Here is a 19,577-nt window from a genome sequence, read left to right on the forward strand (position 1 = left end):
TCCCTAGCGATAGGCGCGGGCCTGCAGTTCGAACAGTTCGGCGTACCGTCCGCCGGACCCGACCAGGTCCTCATGCGCCCCCGTCTCGGTGATCTGACCATCTTCCATGACAACGATCAGGTCGGCCATGCGTACCGTCGAGAACCGGTGTGACACCAGCACCGTGAGGCCGCCCGTCCGGGCCGCCGCTACCTTGGCCGCCGCCGCGAACTGCTCGAACAGCGCGTGTTCGGCAGCCGGGTCGAGCGCGGCGGTCGGCTCGTCGAGCAGCAACAGCAGGGGCTCGTCCCGCATGAACGCACGGGCCAGCGCGAGCCGCTGCCACTGGCCGCCGGACACCTCGACCCCTGCTGAGAACCGCTTGCCCAGTTGGGTGTCGAGCCCGTTCGGTAGGTCGCGTACGACGCCGACCGCGCCGCCGCGACGAAGCGCGGTCCCCACCGTCTCTTCGTCGTCCATCCGGGCGAGATCGCCGATACCGACTGCCTCGCGCACCGTGAACTCGAACTTGGTGAAGTCCTGGAAGCTCGCCGACATCCGCTGCCGCCATTCGCCGGGCGGGATCGCGCGCAGGTCCACGCCGTCGACCAGCACCGCTCCCTCGGTCGGGTCGTAGAGCCGGGCGAGCAGCTTCACCAGCGTCGTCTTGCCGGCGCCGTTCTCGCCGACCAGTGCCACCGTCGAGCCGGCCGGCAAGCTGAGGTTGACGTGGGACAGCACCGGCTTGTCGGACCCGGGGTAGGCGAATCCGACGTCCCGCAGGACGATTCCGGACGTCAGCCGCTTGGGTGCCGGCGCGCTGATCTCAGCCCACGCGTGCTCCTTGGCGTACTCGCGTAGCCAGTCGTAGCGGGCGAAGCTCCGGATCACTTCGCCGACCCAGTAGACATTCTGTGCGATCCCGCCGGTCATCTGGTCGATCTGTGGCGCGATCAGCAACAGCAGCACGACATCGCCGGCGCTGGCCTGGCCATGACGTGCCCGCCACACCACCCAGATCACCGCGGCGATGTATGCGGCCGCGAATCCCAGCCGCACGGAACCGTCGATCAGTCCGCCCCGCTTCGTGGCGCCGAACAGCACGCGGTAACGGTCGTTCTGCAGCTTGATGATCCGGTCGACGAGCACGGAGTTGAGCCCGAAAACCCTGAGCTCCAGGCCACTTCGCGGATCCTTCGCGATGTCGGCCAGCCGGTCGGTCAGGCGCTCCTGCTGCATGGTTTCTTCCCAGGCCTCCTGCTCCATCCGACCACTGACGTACGCGGACCAGATGCGCGCCGACCCGAGCAACGGCAGCACCAGCAGCAGCGGATGGACCGACGCCAGGAGCGTGAGCACCGTGGCCGTGTTCGCCAGCGTCGCCACTGCGTAGAGCAGGATCTCCGCGCCGACGCCCAGCCGCCAGGAACGCTCCCGGATCAGCTCCAGCCGGTCAGCGAAGTCGGAGCGCTCGTGGTGCATGATGCCCGGCACACCCGTGGTGACATCGAGCAGGTCGGCGTGCACCTGGCGGGCGACGCGTTCCTGCGCGGTGTCGCGCATCGGATCGGTCAGCACCATGCTGACGAACGACACAGCGAAACCGGCGACGATCACGCCGATTCCCCACCCGATGGCGGAGTTCTCGGTGCCGGTGAGACCGTCGACGAGCAGCTTGACGCCGTACGTCTGCATCGGCGACGTCACCGACTGGACGGCGACCAGCAGGCACAACAACCCCATGAGCACAGGCGCGGCCCGGAACGCGGTACCGAGCCAGAGCCGCAGGATCCGCACTGTCCTATCCATCGACTGGCCTATCCATCGACCGCCTCCAGCTCGGTGTCGCGCTCACCGGTGACGTAGCGCTCGGCCTGCAACCGGAACATCGAGGCGTACGTGCCGCCAAGCTTCAACAGCTCGTCATGGCTGCCGGACTCGGTGATCCGGCCGTCGGCGAGCACGCAGATCCGATGCGCGTCGCGGACGACGGAGAACCGGTGCGAGATGATCAACGACGTCACGCCGCTGGTCAGCTCGAGATAACGCTCCACCAGTTGGGCCTCGGCACGTACGTCGAGCGCAGCCGCCGGCTCGTCGAGCACGAGCACACCCGCACCGGCGTGGACGGCGAACAGCGCACGGGCCAGCGCGAGGCGTTGCCACTCACCGCCGGACAGGTCGACGCCGCCGTCGTAGGTCTTGTCCAAAATCGTGTCCCACTTGTCCGGCAGCGCGTTGATCACGTCCTCGATGCCGGCCTCCCGCGCGGCCAACTCCAGCGCGCCGGGATCCTTGGCGTGTTCGACCGCGCCGAGCACGACGTTGTCGGTGGCGGGCAGCGGGAAGCGCAGGAAGTCCTGGACGATCGCCGCCACCCGGCGCTGCCACGCACCGAGATCGAGCTCAGCCAGGTCCGTACCGTCGATCGTGATCCGGCCGGTGGTCGGCTGGTAGGCGCCACCGAGGAGCTTGACCAGGGTCGACTTGCCGGCACCGTTGACACCCACCAGTGCGAGCGCCTCGCCCGCCCGGATCTCGAGGTCGAGCCCGCTCAGCACCTCGTGGTCTGAGCCTGGGTAGCGGAAGCTCACGTTCTCGAAGCGAATCGCCTCTCGTGGCATCTTGTCCACCACGTCGTTCACCTCGGCGTCGTTCACCTCGGCGACGGGCTCTGGATAGCGCTCGGCGATCAGCTTCGGCAGATCGCGCATCGAGCGGTACGCCGACAACGCGCGTCGGATCATCATGACGCCAAAGCCGTTGTAGGACATGCCCACCGCGAGGATGGCCGGCACGGTGGTGGCCACCTGGGTCAGCGGCAGGTCACCGGCCAGTGCGGCCCGGCCGACCAGGAGGACCGCGCCGGCCTGCGCACCGAGATGGATCACGCCGACGCCGATCGCGGCGACCGTCCCACGCCGTCGGGCCTCCCAGACCGGCCGGAACGACTCGGTCCACTTCGCGACGTACCGGTCGACCAGAAAACTGCCCAGGCCGAAGACCCGCAGCTCCTTCGGTGCGTCGCGCATGCCGAGGTTGAACGCGTAGTCGGCCTGGCGCTGCCCCTCGGTGTTGCCGAACCACGAGTCGAGCTCGCGCTCGCAGGTCGTCGCGCGGTAGTACTCCATCAGGAGGGTGACCGCGACCAGCCCGATCGCGACAGGCCAGGAGAACATCTGTCCGACGAGCGCGGCCGAACCGAACAGGGTGAGCCGGCTGGACAGGAGCCAGCGCACGTTGCGTACACCACGGCCGACCTGGAAGCCGGCCTTGCCCTTGGCATGATCCTGGATGTCCTTGATCTGCGGGTCTTCCAGATGTGCGATCCGGCGCGGGCGCAGCACCGGTTCGGTGATGCCGATGGCGAGCGCGCGGTGGACATGGTTGTCGAGGTTGAGTCCGATCATCTGGTCGAACGTCGGCAGCATGCTTTCGACCAGGAACGCCGCGAGCAGCACGGCGAGCAGCAGGCTGAACGCGGTCAACGACAGCGCGTCAGGCTTGTTGGCGATCACTCCGGGCACCGCGCCGACGACCTGGCCGACCAGGAACGTCAACAGCACGCTGAGCCCAGCGGAGGCGATCGCCAGCGCCAGTGACGTGGCGGCACTGGCGGGTGCGATCCGGAACATGTAGCGAAGGAGGGTGAACATGGCTCGACGACCGTAACGCCGGCCGCCGACACACTCGACCGGTTTTCTCCCGAGACGAAGCGGTCGCGTTCAAGCTGGTCGAAGCGTGGGCAGCACGACGGTCCGTCTAGGCGAGCCCGAGGAACGAGCGCCTGGCCTCGTCCGCCGTACTGCCGTTGAGCGACAGTCCCAGCAGGTGCCATCCGCCGGACACCATGTGCAGCTCCGCCTGTGAAATGGTCGCGGCGGCGTGATAGGCGTTGCTGGGTTCGGCATCGCCGTCGTGCGAGCCGTGAAGCACCAACGTCGGGCAGGTGACGCCGGCCGTCAACGAGTCGTCGAGCGTTGCCCACTGTTCGAGGTCGTTCTCCAGGCCGCGTGCTCGGTCCTCATAGGGAGTGAGCGCGCCCAGCACATCGCGGACATGCTCCATCCTGCTGCGATCGGTCAGAATCCAGTCGACAGTTGTCCGCCGGGTCTGGCTGTCGAGGGACGACTCCTGTCGCACGAAGTCGGAGATGGCGGTGCGGGGCCAGCGGTTGGCGGCGACGGAGGTGAGCCAGGCACCGTGGCGGCTCAGGTAGATCATCTTGACAAGGGCAGGTATTCGGGGGTCGTAGTGCCGGCTGATGGCGGACTCGAGGACCAACGCGGTCGTCCTGGTTGGGTGTCGGCGGGCGAACTCGATGGCGGGCGGTCCGCCACCGCTGAGGCCGTAGGCGACCACTCTCGCCACGCCGAGCTCGTCGAGCAGAGCGGTAGCCGCATCCGCCTGCTCCGGGAAGGTTCGTCCCACCTCCAGTGGCGTGCGGAGGTAGCCGGGCCGGGACCAGCCGATGAGCCGGCAACCGAGGCTCGCCAGGGGAGCAAGCAGGTCGGTCTGCTCGTGGCCGCCTGGTCCACCGTGGAAGTACAGGACCGGCAGGCCGGTCGACGGCCCGCTCACGGTGTACTCGATCGGCCCCGTACGCGTGTTGGTCAACCGGCTGCCCATCCTCAGCTCCGCTCGCCGTCGGGTGGCGAAACGCTTGTAGCCGTACGGCATGAGCGCTCCCTTCGCCGTCGCGTCCACCGCCGGGTGCGCGCTTATCCGGAGACGATCACCCGACGGCCGCCCTTGTCCGCCAGCCGCGTGACGACCGCCGTCGACTTGCCGGCTATCGACCCGGCGACGTAGCGATCGAGGAGGGGAAGCCGGGCGAGCCGCAGGATCGCGCGGCGCATCCGGAGCTGCAGGGCCGAGCGTGGAAGGAACCACCGGACGCTGTCCCTGGCGACCCGCTGCTTGTCTGTCACGACCGGCCGCATGGCACGCTCGTACGCGACCAGGGCCGCGTCGACAGAGCCGGCGCCGGCGAGGTGTTCGGCGAGGACATATCCGCCGGCGATCCCGAGAGACGCTCCCTGGCCCGCCAGCAGCGACACCGCACCGCAGGCGTCGCCGACGAGGACGACCCGGCCCCGGCTCCAGGACGGCAGCTCGATCTGGGCGACCTGGTCGTAGTAGACCTCGGTCGGTGCCGGGCAGGCGGCCAGTGCCGTGGGAGAGATCCACCCCAACGAGGCGTACTCGCGGCGAATCGCCTCCCGCGGATCGTCGGGCAGCGTCGGGTCGGGCGTGCGGTGCACCGCGAACACGGCGACCTTTCCCTCGCGTAGTCCGTAGAAGCCCAGCTGTCTGTCGACGGAGTCGGTCAGGCAGAACTGTCCGTCGACCTGCGCATGGATCGCCTCGTCGTCGAACACGAACGCCGCGGTGTGGAAGCCGAGGTACCGAAGGTAGGTGCGTTCCTCCCCGAAGACGATCCGGCGCACCGCCGAGTGAATGCCGTCGGCTCCCACGAGTACGTCTGCTTCGAGCACGACATTGTCGGACGTGGTGACCGCCACGCCGTCCGCGTCGTTGGCGACGGAGATGATGCTGGTGTCGAATCGTAGGTCCACGGTGTCGGGCAGACTTTCGCGCAGCCCACGTTCGAGATCTGACCGCGTGATACTCAACAGCCGACCGCGCACGATCTTGGCGAACTGTGCGAACCGCATCCCGGCGCGGCGGCGTCCCGCCCCGTCCCGATAGGTCACCTCCTCGACGTGATAGCTGAGCTCGGCCAGGCGAGGCAGGACTCCCATCGCCTCGGCCGCGTCGTAGCCGGGACCGAAGAAGTCGAGCATGTAGCCCTGCGTGCGTGGAGCAGCCGCCTTCTCCAGGACAACGACATCCCAACCGAGAGTGGCCAGCCGCCGGGCCGAAGCCAGCCCGGCGATCCCGGCACCACACACCACGGCCTTCATCTGCTTGCACGATCCTTCCGGTTGCCCCGCTGTTGTCGGCGGGCAGGTGTGAGGAGCCTTGCGAGGACAGGCGTCACGGTCGCGGCACTCGTGCCGGGGCTGAGCGCCCGGTGCAGGACGAGCCCGTCGACCGCGGCCGCGACAACAGCGGCGGTCTGGTCCGGTGCCGCCACGCCGAGCTGCGCGAACCGCCTGGCGAGCAGCGCTCGGAAGTCCGCGACGACTGCCGCGAGTGCCGTGTGCAGCTCCTCATCCCGGGTCGCGGCCAGGAAGGACTCGACGAACAGCAACGACATCGGATCACGCCCGCTGTAGCCGTCCAAGGCCGACAGGATCACCTCCAGCGCGGCCTCCGGTGTCGAGGCACCCTCGAGCTGCGCCCGGAACTCCTCCACGATGCCGTGCATGCTGTCGAGCGCGGCCCTGGACAGCAGCGCCTGCACCGACGCGAAGTGGTAGTGCACCAACCCCGGCGCAACCCCGGCCCGCTCGGCAAGCATCCGCGTACTGACCCCCGACCAGCCGACCTCCACGATCAACTCGGCTGCTGCGGCCAGCAGTCGTCCCCGCACTTCCCGACCACGGACCGTCGCCGATGCGGCCATCACACGTCTCTCTGCGGTCATCGAGGTTCCTGGTCATTCGCCCTGGGCAGTTGCCCAACTTTAGCATCGCGCGATGACAGCGCAACACCGAGGACGAAGATCGCGATCGCGATCAGGCGGCGACGCTCAAGTGCCCAGCATTCGGTCGAGCAGGGCGTCCAGGGTGATCACCCCGGCCAGCGACTCGTCCGGTCCCACGACGGCTACCAGTGGGCTGCGGGTCCGAGCCATCAGCGCTGCGATCTCCAGCACGGTGGCCGAGGGGTCGACCACCGGTAGCTCCCGGCGTTGGTCGGGTAGGCATTCGCGGACCGTACGGTCCTCCAGTCCACGCAGGAACACGTCGGCGTGCGCCTCGTCGATCACCCGGGCGAGCGCCGGATCGTCCTGACAGTAGGCGGGCACACCGAGCCGCAGCACCTGGGTGCCTGGCAGTACGGTCGCCGGCCGGTTCTGCTGATCGACGACCACCAGGCCCGGCAGGTTCTGGCCGGCGAGCAGCCGAGCCGCTTCGATGGCCGATGTGTCCAGGCCGACTGTGGGAAAGTCTGCCGCAAGGTCGCGTGCCCGCATCGGAAGCTCCTTCGTCCGGAATCGCTTCAACGACGCCGACCAGACTTCCCGGCACACCGCCGAGGACACTATCCCATCGCCGGCGGTCAGTCGCCGAGGCTGCCGAGGGCGTCGAAAGCCTGGTCGATGAGGTTGGGGAGTTCGGGTGTGCCGTTGCCCTCCGCCCACGTGGTGATCGCAGTGGTGAGGGCGGCCAGCGCAGCGGCTGCGACGACGCGGGTCTCCAAGGTGACGTCGGAGTCGGCGCGGGCCGCCAGCGTCTGGGCGAACAGCTGCTCCGTGGCGGCCAGGTTGTGAATCATTCGGGCTCGCAGGGCCGGAGTGTGCAGGATCAGCCGGGTTCGGACGAGGAGGGCGTCCCGGTCGGCCGCGTAGACGAGGCCCAACCCTTGGCGGATAGCTTCGCGGAGTGTGGTGAGCGGGCCTTCGTCGTCGGGGCGGCCCTCGATGAGGGCGACCAGCAGCGGGTCGTACTCGTCGTTCTCGACCACTGCTTCCTTGGTAGGGAAGTAGCGGAAGAACGTCATGTGCGACACGCCCGCGGCCGCCGCGATCTCGGCGACCGTCGTCGTCTCGTAGCCGTTGGCCAGGAACAGCCGCAGCGCGTGCTCCTGGATCGAACGCCGGGTCTGCGCCTTGCGCTGCTCGCGGAGGCCGGGCGGGTTTGCCCGGCCCTCCGAGGCAGGTGCCGGTGCCGGTCCGGGTGAGCGGTTGACGCGGCGGGGGGTCACAGTCGACCAGTCTCCACGAACCGGCCGAACCAGCCGTCCAGACTCTCGCGGCCCAGCCCGCTCCGCCATGCGAGGTGGCCATCGGGCCGGACCAGCATGCCGAGCCGGGCGGACGTGCCGCTCGGCTCGAGAACTGTCACGGCTTCGGCGCCGAGGCACTCGCGTGCGGTCGACTCGTCTGCGCCACCGACGGCGGCCGGTGGCCGGAGGAATGCCCACTGACCACCGAGTTCCGCGTGCAGCCGGGTGCGGGTTCCGTCGGACCGCTGGCAGGAAAGATCCGGCACGCGGTCGCCGACCCGCGGGGTCCCGCGGGTGGCCGCCCACCGCAGCGGACTCGGCCGCTGATCACCGAGCGGGCCGTTGCGGTAGGTCACCTTCAGCTGCGAGGCATGCTCCCAGATCAACCGCTGGATGGTCGGCCGGTCCATCAGCGGGACGAACAGGTGGTCCCGAACCCACCGGGCGGGCGCGTTGTCGGCCAGCACCAGGCCGGTCATCGCGCTGGTGGAGCTCAGCACGTCGGCCGCGATCGGGCGGCGTTCGGCCTGGTACGTGTCCAGCAAGGCGACGCCGGCCCGGTCGCGCACCACCAGGGCAAGCTTCCAGGCGAGGTTCTCGGCGTCACCCAGCCCGGTGTTCATGCCCTGTCCGCCGAACGGGCTGTGGATGTGCGCCGCATCGCCGGCGAGGATGATGCGCCCGCTGCGGTAGGTCTCGGCCAGCCGCCGGTGGACGCGGAACGTCGAGGTCCACTCGGTCCCGCGTACGGTCGTCGACGCGCAGCCAGCCTCGTCGCGCAGGAGGTCGGTGAGGGTGTCGAGCACGGCACCAGGCGGTGCCCCGGCCGTAGGCGTGGGCGTTGGCTCCACCGGTGCCATCAGCCGCCAGAGGTCCGCACCCGGTAGGGGAAAGGCGCCGAGCATCCGATCGCGCCGCAGCCACACCGCGACACCATCGCGAGGAAGCGGAAGGTCGGCGTGGATGTCTGCCAGGAGGAACCGCTCGATCAGCGGGACACCGGGGAATCCGATGCCGGCGAGCTTGCGGACCTGGCTGTGCGCACCGTCGCAGCCGACCAGCCACCCGGCCCGTACGACCTCCCGCTGCCCGGCGACCTCGACGCCCACGCCCGTCGTGTCCTGACTGGCGTTCACGACCTCGCGTCCCCACTCGACAGGGACGCCCAACTCGAGCAACCGGTCGGCGAGAGCGGACTCGATCTCGGCCTGGGAGACGAGCAGGCCCGGCCTCGTCACCAGCTTCGTCCGCTGGCCCACCCGCAGCGTGGCCGCACGGCGCCCGTCGAGGTGCACCGCGACGTTGGCGATGCCGAGGGACCGGTCGGGCAGGTCGCCGAGCGCACCCAGGCGGTCGAGCACCTCGGCACCCCGTGGTTGCAGGCCGAGTGCGCGAGACGTCATAGCAGGTCCGACCGCCTTGTCCAGGACGCGGACCGAGGCGCCGCCCTCCACCAACCCGCAGGCGAGGGCGAGCCCGGTCGGCCCGGCGCCGACAACCACCACGTCCACACGTCCAGTCATGGGATGAAGTGTTATTGACTAACGTATGTTAGTCAATAACACTACGAGGTCAGTCCGAGGTTTCGGTCGGTCCCGGACACCTTCGCCGTCAGTGCGACGCTGCGCCACCGTCGAGGCGCCCGAATCGCCAGGAATAGTCGGCAGCCCGTCGTGGGTTCGCCCGGACATGACCGTCACACCATTCAGCCCGCGCACGCTGCTCGCGGAAAGCCGCCTCGGTGTCCTCGCAACGATCAAGTCGAACGGCCGCCCCCAGCTTTCCCCCGTCACGCCCTTCTACGACCAGGAGGCCGGCATCATCTACGTGTCGATGACCGAGGGACGCGCCAAGACGGCGAACCTGCGTCGCGACCCGCGGGCCGCACTTGAAGTCACCAGCCCCGACGGTTGGGCGTGGGCCACCGCCGAGGGCACGGCGACACTCACGGGTCCAGGAACCGACCCCCACGGCCCCGAGGTCGAGGCACTGGTGGACTACTACCGCGCCGCCGCCGGAGAGCACCCGGACTGGGACGAGTACCGATCGGTGATGGTGTCCGACCGTAGGGTGCTCATGGCGATGACGGTCGATCACGTGTACGGCGCCAAGATCCGCTGACACCCGTCCTGCAGGGCGTCGACCGTCAGGTGCTGAGGTCGTCGGAGCGTCCGGCGTCCACGCGTGGCCACTGCGCGATGGGACGTCCGTTGGTGCGGAAGGGGTTGGCATCCGAGCGCGGCGGCGGCCAGCCGGCGGGTGCGTCCTGCCAAGCCTCGCGCCGGCCGTAGACGGTCATGTCCAACAGCCCATAGGTGTTGTCCATCGCCTCCAGTCCGCGGCCGCTTGTCCAGTACGTCTCGAACACCCTGTCCTCATGTCGCAGGTAGCAGACCAGAGGCGCCGGGGACCGTTGGCGATCGCCGAGCAGGGCATCCGCCGCGTCCTGCGCCGAGTACCAGGGCACGTCCCATCCCATGAAGTCGCGGTAGCGGACGCTCACGTCGTACGGGCCCTGGCACAAGGTGGCGTACGTGACGTCGCGCGAGTGCAGGTTCGACAGCTCGCGCACCTGGCCGTTGAAGAACGTGCAGCCCTCGCACTGTTCGGCAGCGGAGTGGCCGACGTGCCACATGTGGAAGTACGCGATGAGCTGCTCCCAGCCCTCGAACACGTCGAGCAAGGTGACGGGCCCGTTCTCGCCGATCAGCGTGGCCGTGGCGTCGACCTCTACCATCGGCAGGCGTCGCCGCACCGCCGCGATCGCATCACCCTCGTGGGTGTGCAGTACGGCAGGAACCTGCTGCTGAGCGCGCCTGCCGCCAATGACCTGCAGATCAGGCAGTACATGTACGGCCATTCGCTGTTGCGCTATCTCAACGACGGCCTCGATATCGGGCCTGGCCTGGTTTCGAGCTGGGAGACCAACGACGACGCGTCGGAGTGGACGCTGCACTTCCGCGAAGGGCTGAGGTGGTCCGACGGCAGGTCTACTTCAAGACCGGTGAGCCGACGACGGGCACGATGAGTCCGAAGGCCATCGAGTACCAGGTCAACGACGAGGGAAGGAAGGTCTACCGCGAGTGGCGCGACTCGTACGTGACGTACGACCCGGCCCGTGCCAAGGCCCTGCTCGACGAGATCGGCGTCGTCGACAAGGACGGCGACGGGCGGCGGGAGATGCCAGACGGGAGCCCGCTGAAGATCCGCCTCGACTACCCGGCCGGCACCACCGAAGATCACCTGCAGAAGAACGACCTGCGAAACGTGACTGGGAGGCCATCGGTGTCACCGTCGCTCAGAATCCGGTCTCACCCGACGCCTTCGGTGTTCAATGGGACGCGGGTCTGCTGGAGACACAGTCGGCCTGGGAGGTCGGCAACGGCCCCGACCATCTCGCCCAGGCGGCGTGGCTCGTCCCGATTGAACCCACTCGCTAGGCTCCGCTCGAGGGTCAGTTCTACAAGTGCGCGGCACGCCGGAGGAGAAGTCCCAGAAGGACGTCGATCCGTTCGAGCGGCCCCCGCCACGGATGGAGCCCGACCCGGACGGACCGATCGCCGCCCTGTGGAAGCTGTACGACCAGGGCAAGGTCGAGCCGGACGCGATCAGGCGTCGGCAACTGGCCTGGGACATGGTCAAGATCCACGTCGAGGCCGGACCTTTCTTCATGGGGACGGTGTCGAACACACCGCAGCTGGTCCTCGCGCACAAGGACCTCAGGAATGTGCCGCGCCGGGAGAACCTTGCCCTCGGCGGTTTCGTCAATCCCTGGCAGCATCCGTCGCCAGCGGTCTACGATCCCGAGGCGTACTTCTGGGCCAACCCGGACGAGCACACCTGAGTAGAGGGTGCGGCCAGGACGCCTCAGGCCGCACCCTCGAATCCGATCAGGGCCGGTCAGTCTGGCTGTCCACCGGCGCCCGCAGAAGCGTCTCCCTGACCGACAGTGGGGCGGGCACGTCGAGATTCAACAGCCGCGGATGGCCGAGGATCGCGACCTCGTACCCCATGACGAAACCCGTCTCGGGATCGAGGAGGAGCGTCTCGCGGAGGGTGGAGGTCGGGTAGTCCGGCGCCGCGCCACGTCGCTCCTGTGCCACGATCGCGAGGGAGGTCTGCTTCCGCCACGTGGTCGTCGTGTACGCCCGAAGTGGCAGGTACCGCGTGTCGGCCCAGTCGAAGTGTTCCTCATGGTCGGCGAGGACCCGGAGGAGTGCCGCACGGACCTCAGGGCTGAGCCGCGTTCCCCGTCCCCCTCGCCCGTCGCCCAGCTTGGGCTCACCCGACAGCGTGGCCACAGCCGCGAGAAGCTGCGCCGTGCCGTTGTCCTCGATCGGCTGACTCCGCATCGCCCGAAGCTTCGCGGCCATCACCTGCGGATCCGAGGGGAGGGTGCGTGGCCGGCCGAAGTGGCCAGGTGGGTAGATCGTGTCCTCGATCCCTTCTCCCCACCTGCGTGCCTCCGCGCGGGCCCGCTCGGTCGCGGGATTCGGGAAGTAGGGCCTGCCGTAGTGCTTTCTCTCCCGTCCCGAACCATCCTGGTTGTTGATCCACTGCTCGGTGACGGTGGGAACGGCAACCGACTCCGCGCCGCCCGGGGCCTCCGCGTTGGTGCTGAGGTCCCAGCCCCACGACTTGCCGTACGTATATGGCCCGACCGCCGGAGGCGGGAGTTTCTCGACCTTCTCGGCCAACTCCCGCAGAACCTGCCGCGTGGTGCGGCCCGGGATCGGCGCCAGCGCCAGCACCGGTGGTGTCACCGCGGCCTGTGCGGTCGGACGCGAGGAGCGTCCCGGCATCGGCAGTTGGTCGGCCAGGACAACCGCCGCACCGGCTGCACCGGCGACACCCAGGGCCAGCACCCGCCGGCGCGCCACGCTCGTGCCCGAGCCTCGTTGTCGACCGGCGGCGTCGGCGTGTGCGTCGAGTAGGGCCTCCACCCGCCGGGTCACCCGCGCGGAGATCTCGGTGTCCCGATCGACCGCCACCGCAGGGTCGGCCGGCATCAGCGTCCGCACCCGTCCCACGTCCCTGCTCGTCCTGGTCACCTTGCTCACCTTGCTCATCTTGATCACCGCGTCCGTTCTTCCAGTCGCATCGCCTGCGTGCTCTTCGCCACCTCGGCGCGTTCGTCCGCGGCCAGCCGCTCCCACCGCTCCAGCCGACGTCGCGCCCTGTGCAGCCGGACCGCGAACGTGGCAGCTGAGCAACCAAGGACCTTCGCGGCTCCGGCCACGTCCATCCCCTCCCAGGAGACGAGCATCAGCACCTCGCGGTCGCGGACGGAAAGTCCGCGTAGTGCATGCACCGCGGACGCTCTGTCCAGCGCCGCAGCCTCAGCCGCCGGTCCAGCCGCCTCACCGGTCGACCCACGTAATCGCTCACCCAGCCGGGACGCACGTTCGCGCTGGCGCATGACGTCGGCCGCCACCCGTCTCGCTATCCCGTACAACCACGGCAGGACCTCACCCCGGAGCTGCCTGCGGCCACGCCAGGCGAGGAGGAACACCTCCGCTGCGGCATCCTCCACGGCGTCCGCCGGCAGCCTCCGCCACAGGAACTTCACCACCAGCACGTGATGCCGCTGATACATGTCCTCGAAGGACGCCCGATCCGTCAGGTCTGAGCCCACGCCACCCTCCCCGTCCGCCTAGCAAGCGTTTCCGCACCGCTCGCGTTCGAGGAGACAGACGGCCTGAGTCGTCGATCATTACAGGATCTCCTCGAACGCATGGCTCACGTCCGCGCATCCGCGAGCGTGCCGCGGGTGCGACCCGGACGTCGCGCCGTCAGCAGCCCTACACTGTTCTGCCCCAGGCCCCCAGGCCCCCAGGCCCTCCAGGCCCTCCAGGCCCCCCAGGCCTCGAGGCACCGGGCCCCAGGCGCAGCAGGAGGCGAGCGGTCGTGACAGGCCTCTTCGACTTCTCGGCGTTTCCCAGGCTCACCACCGAACGCACGGTGCTGCGGGAGTGGCAGCCCGGAGACGCCGCCGACCTCTTCGTATGGCGCAGCGATCCCGAGGTGCAGAGATACAACTCCGAGCCGATGCGGGACGTGACCGAAGCCGCCCAGCTGATCGACGAGCTTCGCGGGGCCTACTCCGCGCAGCGAGAGATCTTCTGGGCGGTCACCCATCGCGGAGATGGGCGTGCCATCGGCCTTTTCGGGTTCAACTCCTGGGAGAGACACCACCGCCGGGCAGCGATCGGCTACGACCTCAGACGCAACTACTGGGGGCGCGGAATCGCGACGGAGGCTCTCGCGGCCATCCTCAGCTTCGGGTTCACCCGCATGGACCTCAACCGGGTCGAGGCGGAGACGATCGCCGATAACCATGCGTCAGTACGACGGCTCCAGCGCCTGGGGTTCCAGCGCGAAGGTCTCCGGCGGGCGTACACGGTGGAAGAGGACGGTACGTTTCACGACAGTGCGATCTACGGCCTCCTCGCCTCCGACTACCGGCGCCTCCGCCCCGCCCACACCGTCAGGTCGCCGGATCGACGAGAGTGAACGGGACGACCGACTTCAGCGGCACCTGGTCGCCGCGCAGCTGGTCGAGGAGAAGGTCGACGGCACGGCGCCCCATCTCCTGCTGGTCCTGCTTGATGTAGACGAAACTTCCGCCGCCCTGGGGTGATTCCAGGGAGTCGAAGCAGGCGATCACCCGGTCGGGTTCATTCTCACCGGCGTCTTCGAGCACCTGGCGCAGGAGGACGGCGATGTTGTACTCGCAGGCCACGAAACCGGTCAGGCCTGGCTCACGTTTCAAGAAGGCGTGCAACGCCTCGCGATCCGCCCTCGCCGCGTCGGCTGACCGCGAGCCCGGCAGAGTGCTGTGGAGCTCGGTGAAACAGCGTTCAGCATCCCCGGGGAACCCGCGTTCGCGCAGGGCGTCCCGGTATCCCTGCATCCGTTCCTCGATGCTGGAGGTGTTCTCCACCGGCGGCGAGAGGAAGGCGACCTGCTCGTGTCCCTCGTCAAGCACGCGTGCGGTCAGGGCTCGAGCCGCGGCAACGTTGTCGGTGAAGACCGCACATGCGGGGATCCCCTTGAGGTAGCGGTCGACAAGAACCAGCGGGGACCGGTCGAGCACGAGGCGGACGAGGCTCGCGTTGTAGAACTCTCCGTGGACCGGAAAGACGATCAGCCCGTCCGCGCGCGATTCCGCGACCACGCGACCGGTCTGTACCGCTTCACTGGTGAGGACCCGGTGACGCTGCTGAAGCAGTCCGGCATGGTCCGGATCGAGGCCATGCTCGGCTGGCACCCTTCCAGATACTCCAGGCTCACCTGAGGGCGGCGTACCAGCTGATCACTCCGCCGCGCTCTCCCGGCCGAACAGCACGATCTCGGCGGCGGAGGCGTAGTCCGCGATCCCTTCGGTGGCCAGCAGCTGGATATGGCGTGCCCCCGGAGCGCTGAACGCGGCGGTCTTGCGGGTGGCGTCGCCCACCCAGGTGCCACTCGCCACCTCGGTGAATGTCACGCCGTCCTCACTCGCCAGGATCGTGTACGCCGTGATGGTGCCGTTGAGGTTGCCGTCGACGCGTGGCTGGTAGGACAGTTCGGCGACGTCGTAGCGTCCGCCCAGGTCGAAGGTGATCGACTGCGGGAGGAAGGTCCGATCCGGACGGAACCTCGCGTGCCAGATCGTGGCGGTGCGGCCGTCGATCGCCTTCACCGCCGCGTTCTCGGGCTCCTGGGCACTCGTCGACGTCACGCCCATCTGGCTCGGCGGCACGCACCGGCGGTCCTCCGGAGCGGACACGGCGACCGGAACGGAGAGCCGCGCCTTCGGCGGTCCGGGCTGTGCCTCGGGCTCCGCGCCGAGTTCCACGTCGTAACCCCCGTCGAGGGTCTCCTCGGGCACGTAGAGCTGGACCGGCACGGTCACCGTGGCGCCGGCGGGAACGTAGGTGGAGATGCGGGTGTTCGGGCTCCACAGCGGCGCCTCGGGGCTGATGTGGACATCGACGAACGTCGCGGCCGACTGGTTCGTGACCGCGACGCGGATGATCTCGGTCATGCACTGCCGCAGCTCCAGGCGCTCCGGCTGGGCGGACAGCACCAGCGACGAGCGGCCGGACGCCTTCGCCGCCGCTCCCGACGCTCCGGACGCCGCGGCGGCGCCGGAGGCCAGGGCAGCAGGAAGGACACCCGACAACAGCAGGAACGCGGTCGCTGCCGCGAGGATGCGGTGGACGCGGTGGGTGCGGTGGGTGCGCGCGGAGACGACCGCGGAGACGACATGGACGCGGAGGCGACGGTCACGCATCGGATAGCTCCTTCGCTGGCTCTCAGCTCGTCGGGCCGCGGCCCAGCCGGTCGTCCTTCTGCCGGCGTTCTTCCTCGGTCTCGAACGCCGACGACGGCAACGACGGCACCGGGTTCTGGTCGGCGAGTTGCAGACCCGGATTCCCTGCCTCGGTGACGAAGCTCGCCCGGGTGTAGATCTCGGCACCGGGTTGGGTGATGTAGGGCAGGACGCGATAGTCCGAGCGCCACAGTGCGGGCGTCAGCGTGCAGCTGACGTATCCGCGCTGGCCGTTGAAGAACTTGATGTGCGGGTTCTCCGCGAGGATCCGGTCACCGGTCTCGGTGCTGTCGGCACCGTCACGTCCCGAGGCGATCGACGTGCCGATGAACTCCACACCGATCGTTGGAGCGGCCGGGTCGCTGAAGTCGACCTTCAGATCGCTTGCGTAGTTGGCGTGGACGTCTCCGGTGAGTACGACCGGGTTCTCGATCCCGCCGTCGGCGATGGCCCCCAGGACGCGGTCGCGCGAGGCGGCGTACCCGTCCCAGGCGTCCATGCTGAGCAGCACGTCCGCACCAGCGGCGAAGTCGCGCTGGGCCATGAACACCTGCTGCGCGATGACGTTCCAGGTCGCCGACGAGGAGGCCAGACCGTCGAGCAGCCACGCCTCCTGCGCATGACCGGGAAGGCTGCGGGCGGGATCGAGGCTTTCGGAGTTGGGCGGATCGGTCCCGTCGCCGGCGGCCTGATCGTCGCGGTACTGACGGGTGTCGAGGACGTTGAACTCGGCGAGCGTGCCGAACCGCAGCCGCCGGTAGAGACCCATGTCGGGTCCTGCCGGCATCGAGCTGCGGCGCAGTGGCATGTGCTCGTAGTACGCGCGGTACGCATTGGCCCGCCGGACCAGAAACGCTTCTGGCGAAGGGGTCTGGCTGCTCGCCTCTGGGATGAGGCCGGCGTGGTTGTTCTCGACCTCGTGGTCGTCGGAGGTCACGATCCAGGGAAAGGCGGCGTGGGCGGCCTGCAGGTGCGGGTCGGACTTGTAGAGCGCGTACTGCAGCCGGTACCTGTCCAGGGTGACGGGCTCGGTGATGAGGTCGTCTGGCAACACTTCGGGATGGTTGCGATATCCACCGTTGGGCGGGACTCCGTACTCGTACATGTAGTCGCCGAGGTGGACGACCAGATCGAGATCCTCGGTCGCCATGTGTGCATACGCCGTGTAGTAGCCCTCGCTGTACATCTGGCACGACGCGAACGCGAACCTGAACCGGTCCGGCCGCGAACCTTCTGGCGGCGCCGTCCTGGTGCGTCCCACCGGGCTGATCTCGCCGCCAGCGGAGAACCGGTAGTAGTACCAGCGGGCCGGCTCGAGCCCGGACACCTCGACATGGACCGAGTGGGCGAGTTCGGGAGAGGCGAACGTGGTGCCCGAACGTATGACGGATCGGAAGTTCTCGTCCTCGGCGACCTCCCACCGGACACGCACGCGGACGTCGGGCATCCCGCCGGCACCACTCACGTCCAACGGCTGCGGGGCGAGCCGGGTCCACAGAACGACACCGTCGGGCAACGGGTCGCCTGAGGCGACTCCGAGCTGGAACGGATAGTCGACAAAGCTCTGCTTGGCCATGGTGCGGGTGGTGAAGGGACCCTGGCCGAAGACGAGTGCCGTGGCAGCTCCCGACGCGACACTCAGGAACTTCCGCCGATCCAGGTCGCTCGCGAGGTGGCGGTTCCGCAGCAGTCGGCCGACAGGATCGTCCCGCATCACGCCTCATTCCCTCCCACGCCGTGACCCTGCACGACGCCCACGCCCGGTTCGTGATCTTGGTGCCCGTGAAGGTAGACGAACGGACGGTCGCGAGGAATCGCCAGCGGGGGAAGCGGACGTCCGGTTCCGGCGCTGCGAGGTGCGGCGGCCGGGAGTTTCCTGTGGTACGCAAGAGCACTAGCACACGGCTTCGCTCCACCGACGCGAGAGGAAGCGCCACGCATGACACCACCTCTGGTCCCTCGACGGCGACGTGTCAGCAGGCGGACCCTCACCGCCGGTCTCGCGGGTGTCCTCGGCGCAGCAGCAGCCGCGACGTCGGCACCCCTACCGCCCACGGCGTACGCCGGTGTGGTCGCACCGAGGGCGGCCAGGAGCCCTGTCGTTTCCGGCGCCTACACCCAGGTCACGGTCGACGGTCAGCGCACCGGCCTCGGGTTCGAAGGTGTCGAGCACGCACTCGTCGCCTATGCCGCCATGCACCGGGTCACGGGTGACGCGCATCAGCGCACGGTCTTCGAGGCGCTGCTGGAGTACGTCCTGGCCCGCCGGCCCACCCACATGGGTTCCCTTCTCGGCGTCCAGGTCCTCAGCGATCCGTACCTGCGGGCCCATGCACAGCTGATGGCGAACGTGGACCGGCAGGCCGCGACGCTCGTCCAACGCTTCGCCGATGATCCCGACCGCCTCCTGCGTACCGGCGACATCCGTACGCTGGCGGGCAACGCGAGCTTCCTCACCGCCTACGCACGCCACCTCGCCGATCCCGGGACCGCCGGAGGCGGAAGCGACAGTGAGGGCTCACCCACGGCAAGTCTTGTGAGGGCGGCGGATCCGAACGATGTCGACATGGTCGCCACGGCCCTGCTCGACCGGTTGGTCGACCTCCAGCTCACCCTGCCAGAGGCCATCGACCGGTTCGACAATCCCCGGCTGGTGGGCGGGTTCCCTCATCTGGTCGAGGGACCCGACGGCTCGATGGGAGCCTGGGACGTTCGTACGTGGTCGCCGGCGATGTTGTCACTGGACCAGTACGCGGGTGTGCGCGCCCTGTCCGACGGCTTCGGCCGCTACCGCAGGCCAGCCTACGAGCGCAGCGCCGCTGCCGCGGCCCGGCCTCTGCTCTCGACCACCGCCATCGATCCTGACCTGCTCTACGCCGGAAGTCCTGCGGGCTTTCCGCTCGACGGCGCGGAGTTCGCGTTCGGCGAGGAGACCGGGGAGATGCCGTACCTCCTCAGTTACGGATGGTCTCCCAACGCCGTCGCGGACCTCGGCACCGCGCTGCGTGCCGTGCTCGCCAACCGCGTGACCGTGCCCCGGTCCCGCCCATGGGCCGAGCTCTACTGGCGCGACGAGCCTCCGCAAGCTGTGCTTGACAGGACGAGGTTCCACGCCGGCCTGGCGGCGAAGATCGCGTTCACCCACCGGTTCGTCGAAGCGACCCAACTGCCCGTGCCACCGGAGTTTCCCTGGATCGACCTCGAGCGGACGACGTTTCCCGGCACCGGCGACGACGACATCCGCCGCGGCGGGTGGTACGACGGGTCGGGCCGGGGCGCGATGTCGGCGGTCTACTCCCGCATCGCCGTCCACGGATACGTCGCGAGTGGCGGCGCCGACAGCGCCATGCTCGGCCGCGCGGGTCGCTGGTGGGACGCGATGATCGTGTGGGAGTGAGGCTGCCACCTCGTCCGAGCTCACGAC

The 19,577-nt window shown here is 68.9% G+C and carries 19 protein-coding genes; 5 read left to right on the forward strand and 14 right to left on the reverse strand.

All coding sequences use genetic code 11. The features are described 5' to 3' along the window. Positions 1–3: 3 nt before the first annotated feature. The 8 genes from ABN034_RS26395 to ABN034_RS26430 form a co-directional block, all read right to left on the reverse strand. The gene (locus ABN034_RS26395) at positions 4–1,788 is read right to left on the reverse strand and encodes an ABC transporter ATP-binding protein (protein WP_349693670.1); all 1,785 of its coding nucleotides are present in this window, start codon (positions 1,786–1,788) and stop codon (positions 4–6) included. Between the two features lie 8 nt (positions 1,789–1,796). Then, a complete protein-coding gene (locus ABN034_RS26400) occupies positions 1,797–3,635 on the reverse strand; it encodes an ABC transporter ATP-binding protein (protein ID WP_349693671.1) in 1,839 nt (612 codons plus the stop codon). Between the two features lie 106 nt (positions 3,636–3,741). After that, positions 3,742–4,659, reverse strand: a complete 918-nt coding sequence (locus tag ABN034_RS26405; protein ID WP_349693672.1) for an alpha/beta fold hydrolase — start codon at positions 4,657–4,659, stop codon at positions 3,742–3,744. 41 nt (positions 4,660–4,700) lie between these two features. Continuing rightward, complete coding sequence (locus ABN034_RS26410) at positions 4,701–5,906, reverse strand: FAD-dependent oxidoreductase (RefSeq protein ID WP_349693673.1); 1,206 nt, start codon at positions 5,904–5,906, stop codon at positions 4,701–4,703. After that, the gene (locus ABN034_RS26415) at positions 5,903–6,532 is read right to left on the reverse strand and encodes a TetR/AcrR family transcriptional regulator (RefSeq protein WP_349693674.1); all 630 of its coding nucleotides are present in this window, start codon (positions 6,530–6,532) and stop codon (positions 5,903–5,905) included. The genes ABN034_RS26410 and ABN034_RS26415 overlap by 4 nt, the downstream gene beginning before the upstream one ends. 105 nt (positions 6,533–6,637) lie before the next feature. Beyond that, a complete protein-coding gene (locus ABN034_RS26420) occupies positions 6,638–7,084 on the reverse strand; it encodes a CBS domain-containing protein (RefSeq protein ID WP_349693675.1) in 447 nt (148 codons plus the stop codon). 86 nt (positions 7,085–7,170) lie between these two features. Next, on the reverse strand, positions 7,171–7,815 hold the full coding sequence (locus ABN034_RS26425; protein ID WP_349693676.1) for an acyl-CoA-like ligand-binding transcription factor: 645 nt from the start codon (positions 7,813–7,815) through the stop codon (positions 7,171–7,173). Further along, positions 7,812–9,359, reverse strand: coding sequence for an FAD-dependent monooxygenase (locus ABN034_RS26430; protein ID WP_349693677.1), 1,548 nt, complete (start codon positions 9,357–9,359; stop codon positions 7,812–7,814). Before ABN034_RS26430 ends, ABN034_RS26425 begins: the two co-directional genes overlap by 4 nt. Before the next feature lie 166 nt (positions 9,360–9,525). On the opposite strand from ABN034_RS26430, the gene ABN034_RS26435 reads away from it, so the two are divergent. Continuing rightward, on the forward strand, positions 9,526–9,957 hold the full coding sequence (locus ABN034_RS26435) for a PPOX class F420-dependent oxidoreductase (protein ID WP_349328825.1): 432 nt from the start codon (positions 9,526–9,528) through the stop codon (positions 9,955–9,957). Between the two features lie 25 nt (positions 9,958–9,982). On the opposite strand, the gene ABN034_RS26440 is transcribed toward ABN034_RS26435, so the two are convergent. After that, positions 9,983–10,591, reverse strand: a complete 609-nt coding sequence (locus ABN034_RS26440; RefSeq protein WP_349693678.1) for a DUF899 family protein — start codon at positions 10,589–10,591, stop codon at positions 9,983–9,985. Between the two features lie 27 nt (positions 10,592–10,618). Here ABN034_RS26440 and ABN034_RS26445 point away from each other — a divergent pair, with 27 nt between their 5' ends. After that, a complete protein-coding gene (locus tag ABN034_RS26445) occupies positions 10,619–10,864 on the forward strand; it encodes a hypothetical protein (protein WP_349693679.1) in 246 nt (81 codons plus the stop codon). Between the two features lie 438 nt (positions 10,865–11,302). Continuing rightward, entirely contained in the window at positions 11,303–11,680 is a 378-nt protein-coding gene (locus tag ABN034_RS26450) for a hypothetical protein (RefSeq protein ID WP_349693680.1), read from the forward strand. A gap of 46 nt (positions 11,681–11,726) precedes the next feature. On the opposite strand, the gene ABN034_RS26455 is transcribed toward ABN034_RS26450, so the two are convergent. Both ABN034_RS26455 and ABN034_RS26460 read right to left on the reverse strand, forming a co-directional pair. Then, the gene (locus tag ABN034_RS26455) at positions 11,727–12,905 is read right to left on the reverse strand and encodes a hypothetical protein (protein WP_349693681.1); all 1,179 of its coding nucleotides are present in this window, start codon (positions 12,903–12,905) and stop codon (positions 11,727–11,729) included. Positions 12,906–12,910: 5 nt separating this feature from the next. Then, entirely contained in the window at positions 12,911–13,471 is a 561-nt protein-coding gene (locus ABN034_RS26460; protein ID WP_349328818.1) for an RNA polymerase sigma factor, read from the reverse strand. Positions 13,472–13,743: 272 nt separating this feature from the next. On the opposite strand from ABN034_RS26460, the gene ABN034_RS26465 reads away from it, so the two are divergent. Next, the gene (locus ABN034_RS26465; protein ID WP_349693682.1) at positions 13,744–14,349 is read left to right on the forward strand and encodes a GNAT family N-acetyltransferase; all 606 of its coding nucleotides are present in this window, start codon (positions 13,744–13,746) and stop codon (positions 14,347–14,349) included. On the opposite strand, the gene ABN034_RS26470 is transcribed toward ABN034_RS26465, so the two are convergent. Genes ABN034_RS26470 through ABN034_RS26480 form a run of 3 tightly spaced genes read right to left on the reverse strand, consistent with a single transcriptional unit; the run spans position 14,324 to position 17,867 of the window. Next, positions 14,324–15,106, reverse strand: a complete 783-nt coding sequence (locus tag ABN034_RS26470; protein ID WP_349693683.1) for a substrate-binding domain-containing protein — start codon at positions 15,104–15,106, stop codon at positions 14,324–14,326. The two genes, ABN034_RS26465 and ABN034_RS26470, sit on opposite strands and share 26 nt — an antisense overlap. A gap of 45 nt (positions 15,107–15,151) precedes the next feature. After that, positions 15,152–16,114 carry a discoidin domain-containing protein gene (locus ABN034_RS26475; protein WP_349693684.1) on the reverse strand — a complete coding sequence of 321 codons (963 nt, stop codon included), beginning with the start codon at positions 16,112–16,114 and terminating at the stop codon, positions 15,152–15,154. A 22-nt stretch (positions 16,115–16,136) separates the two neighbouring features. After that, entirely contained in the window at positions 16,137–17,867 is a 1,731-nt protein-coding gene (locus ABN034_RS26480) for an alkaline phosphatase D family protein (RefSeq protein ID WP_349693685.1), read from the reverse strand. Positions 17,868–18,092: 225 nt separating this feature from the next. Between ABN034_RS26480 and ABN034_RS26485 the strand changes: the two genes are divergently transcribed. Continuing rightward, entirely contained in the window at positions 18,093–19,550 is a 1,458-nt protein-coding gene (locus ABN034_RS26485) for a hypothetical protein (protein WP_349693686.1), read from the forward strand. The last annotated feature ends 27 nt before the right edge of the window (positions 19,551–19,577 follow it).

This window comes from Actinopolymorpha sp. B11F2 (assembly GCF_040195635.1).
Classification (GTDB): Bacteria; Actinomycetota; Actinomycetes; order Propionibacteriales; family Actinopolymorphaceae; genus Thermasporomyces.

What these genes read in the sequence shown, in the direction of transcription:
- ABN034_RS26395 (WP_349693670.1), bottom strand. Translation starts at nt 1,788, where the DNA reads ATGGATAGGACAGTGCGGATCCTGCGGCTCTGGCTCGGTACCGCGTTC.
- ABN034_RS26400 (WP_349693671.1), bottom strand. Translation starts at nt 3,635, where the DNA reads ATGTTCACCCTCCTTCGCTACATGTTCCGGATCGCACCCGCCAGTGCC.
- ABN034_RS26405 (WP_349693672.1), bottom strand. Translation starts at nt 4,659, where the DNA reads ATGCCGTACGGCTACAAGCGTTTCGCCACCCGACGGCGAGCGGAGCTG.
- ABN034_RS26410 (WP_349693673.1), bottom strand. Translation starts at nt 5,906, where the DNA reads ATGAAGGCCGTGGTGTGTGGTGCCGGGATCGCCGGGCTGGCTTCGGCC.
- ABN034_RS26415 (WP_349693674.1), bottom strand. Translation starts at nt 6,532, where the DNA reads ATGACCGCAGAGAGACGTGTGATGGCCGCATCGGCGACGGTCCGTGGT.
- ABN034_RS26420 (WP_349693675.1), bottom strand. Translation starts at nt 7,084, where the DNA reads ATGCGGGCACGCGACCTTGCGGCAGACTTTCCCACAGTCGGCCTGGAC.
- ABN034_RS26430 (WP_349693677.1), bottom strand. Translation starts at nt 9,359, where the DNA reads ATGACTGGACGTGTGGACGTGGTGGTTGTCGGCGCCGGGCCGACCGGG.
- ABN034_RS26435 (WP_349328825.1), top strand. Translation starts at nt 9,526, where the DNA reads ATGACCGTCACACCATTCAGCCCGCGCACGCTGCTCGCGGAAAGCCGC.
- ABN034_RS26455 (WP_349693681.1), bottom strand. Translation starts at nt 12,905, where the DNA reads ATGAGCAAGGTGAGCAAGGTGACCAGGACGAGCAGGGACGTGGGACGG.
- ABN034_RS26475 (WP_349693684.1), bottom strand. Translation starts at nt 16,114, where the DNA reads ATGCGTGACCGTCGCCTCCGCGTCCATGTCGTCTCCGCGGTCGTCTCC.
- ABN034_RS26480 (WP_349693685.1), bottom strand. Translation starts at nt 17,867, where the DNA reads ATGCGGGACGATCCTGTCGGCCGACTGCTGCGGAACCGCCACCTCGCG.
- ABN034_RS26485 (WP_349693686.1), top strand. Translation starts at nt 18,093, where the DNA reads ATGACACCACCTCTGGTCCCTCGACGGCGACGTGTCAGCAGGCGGACC.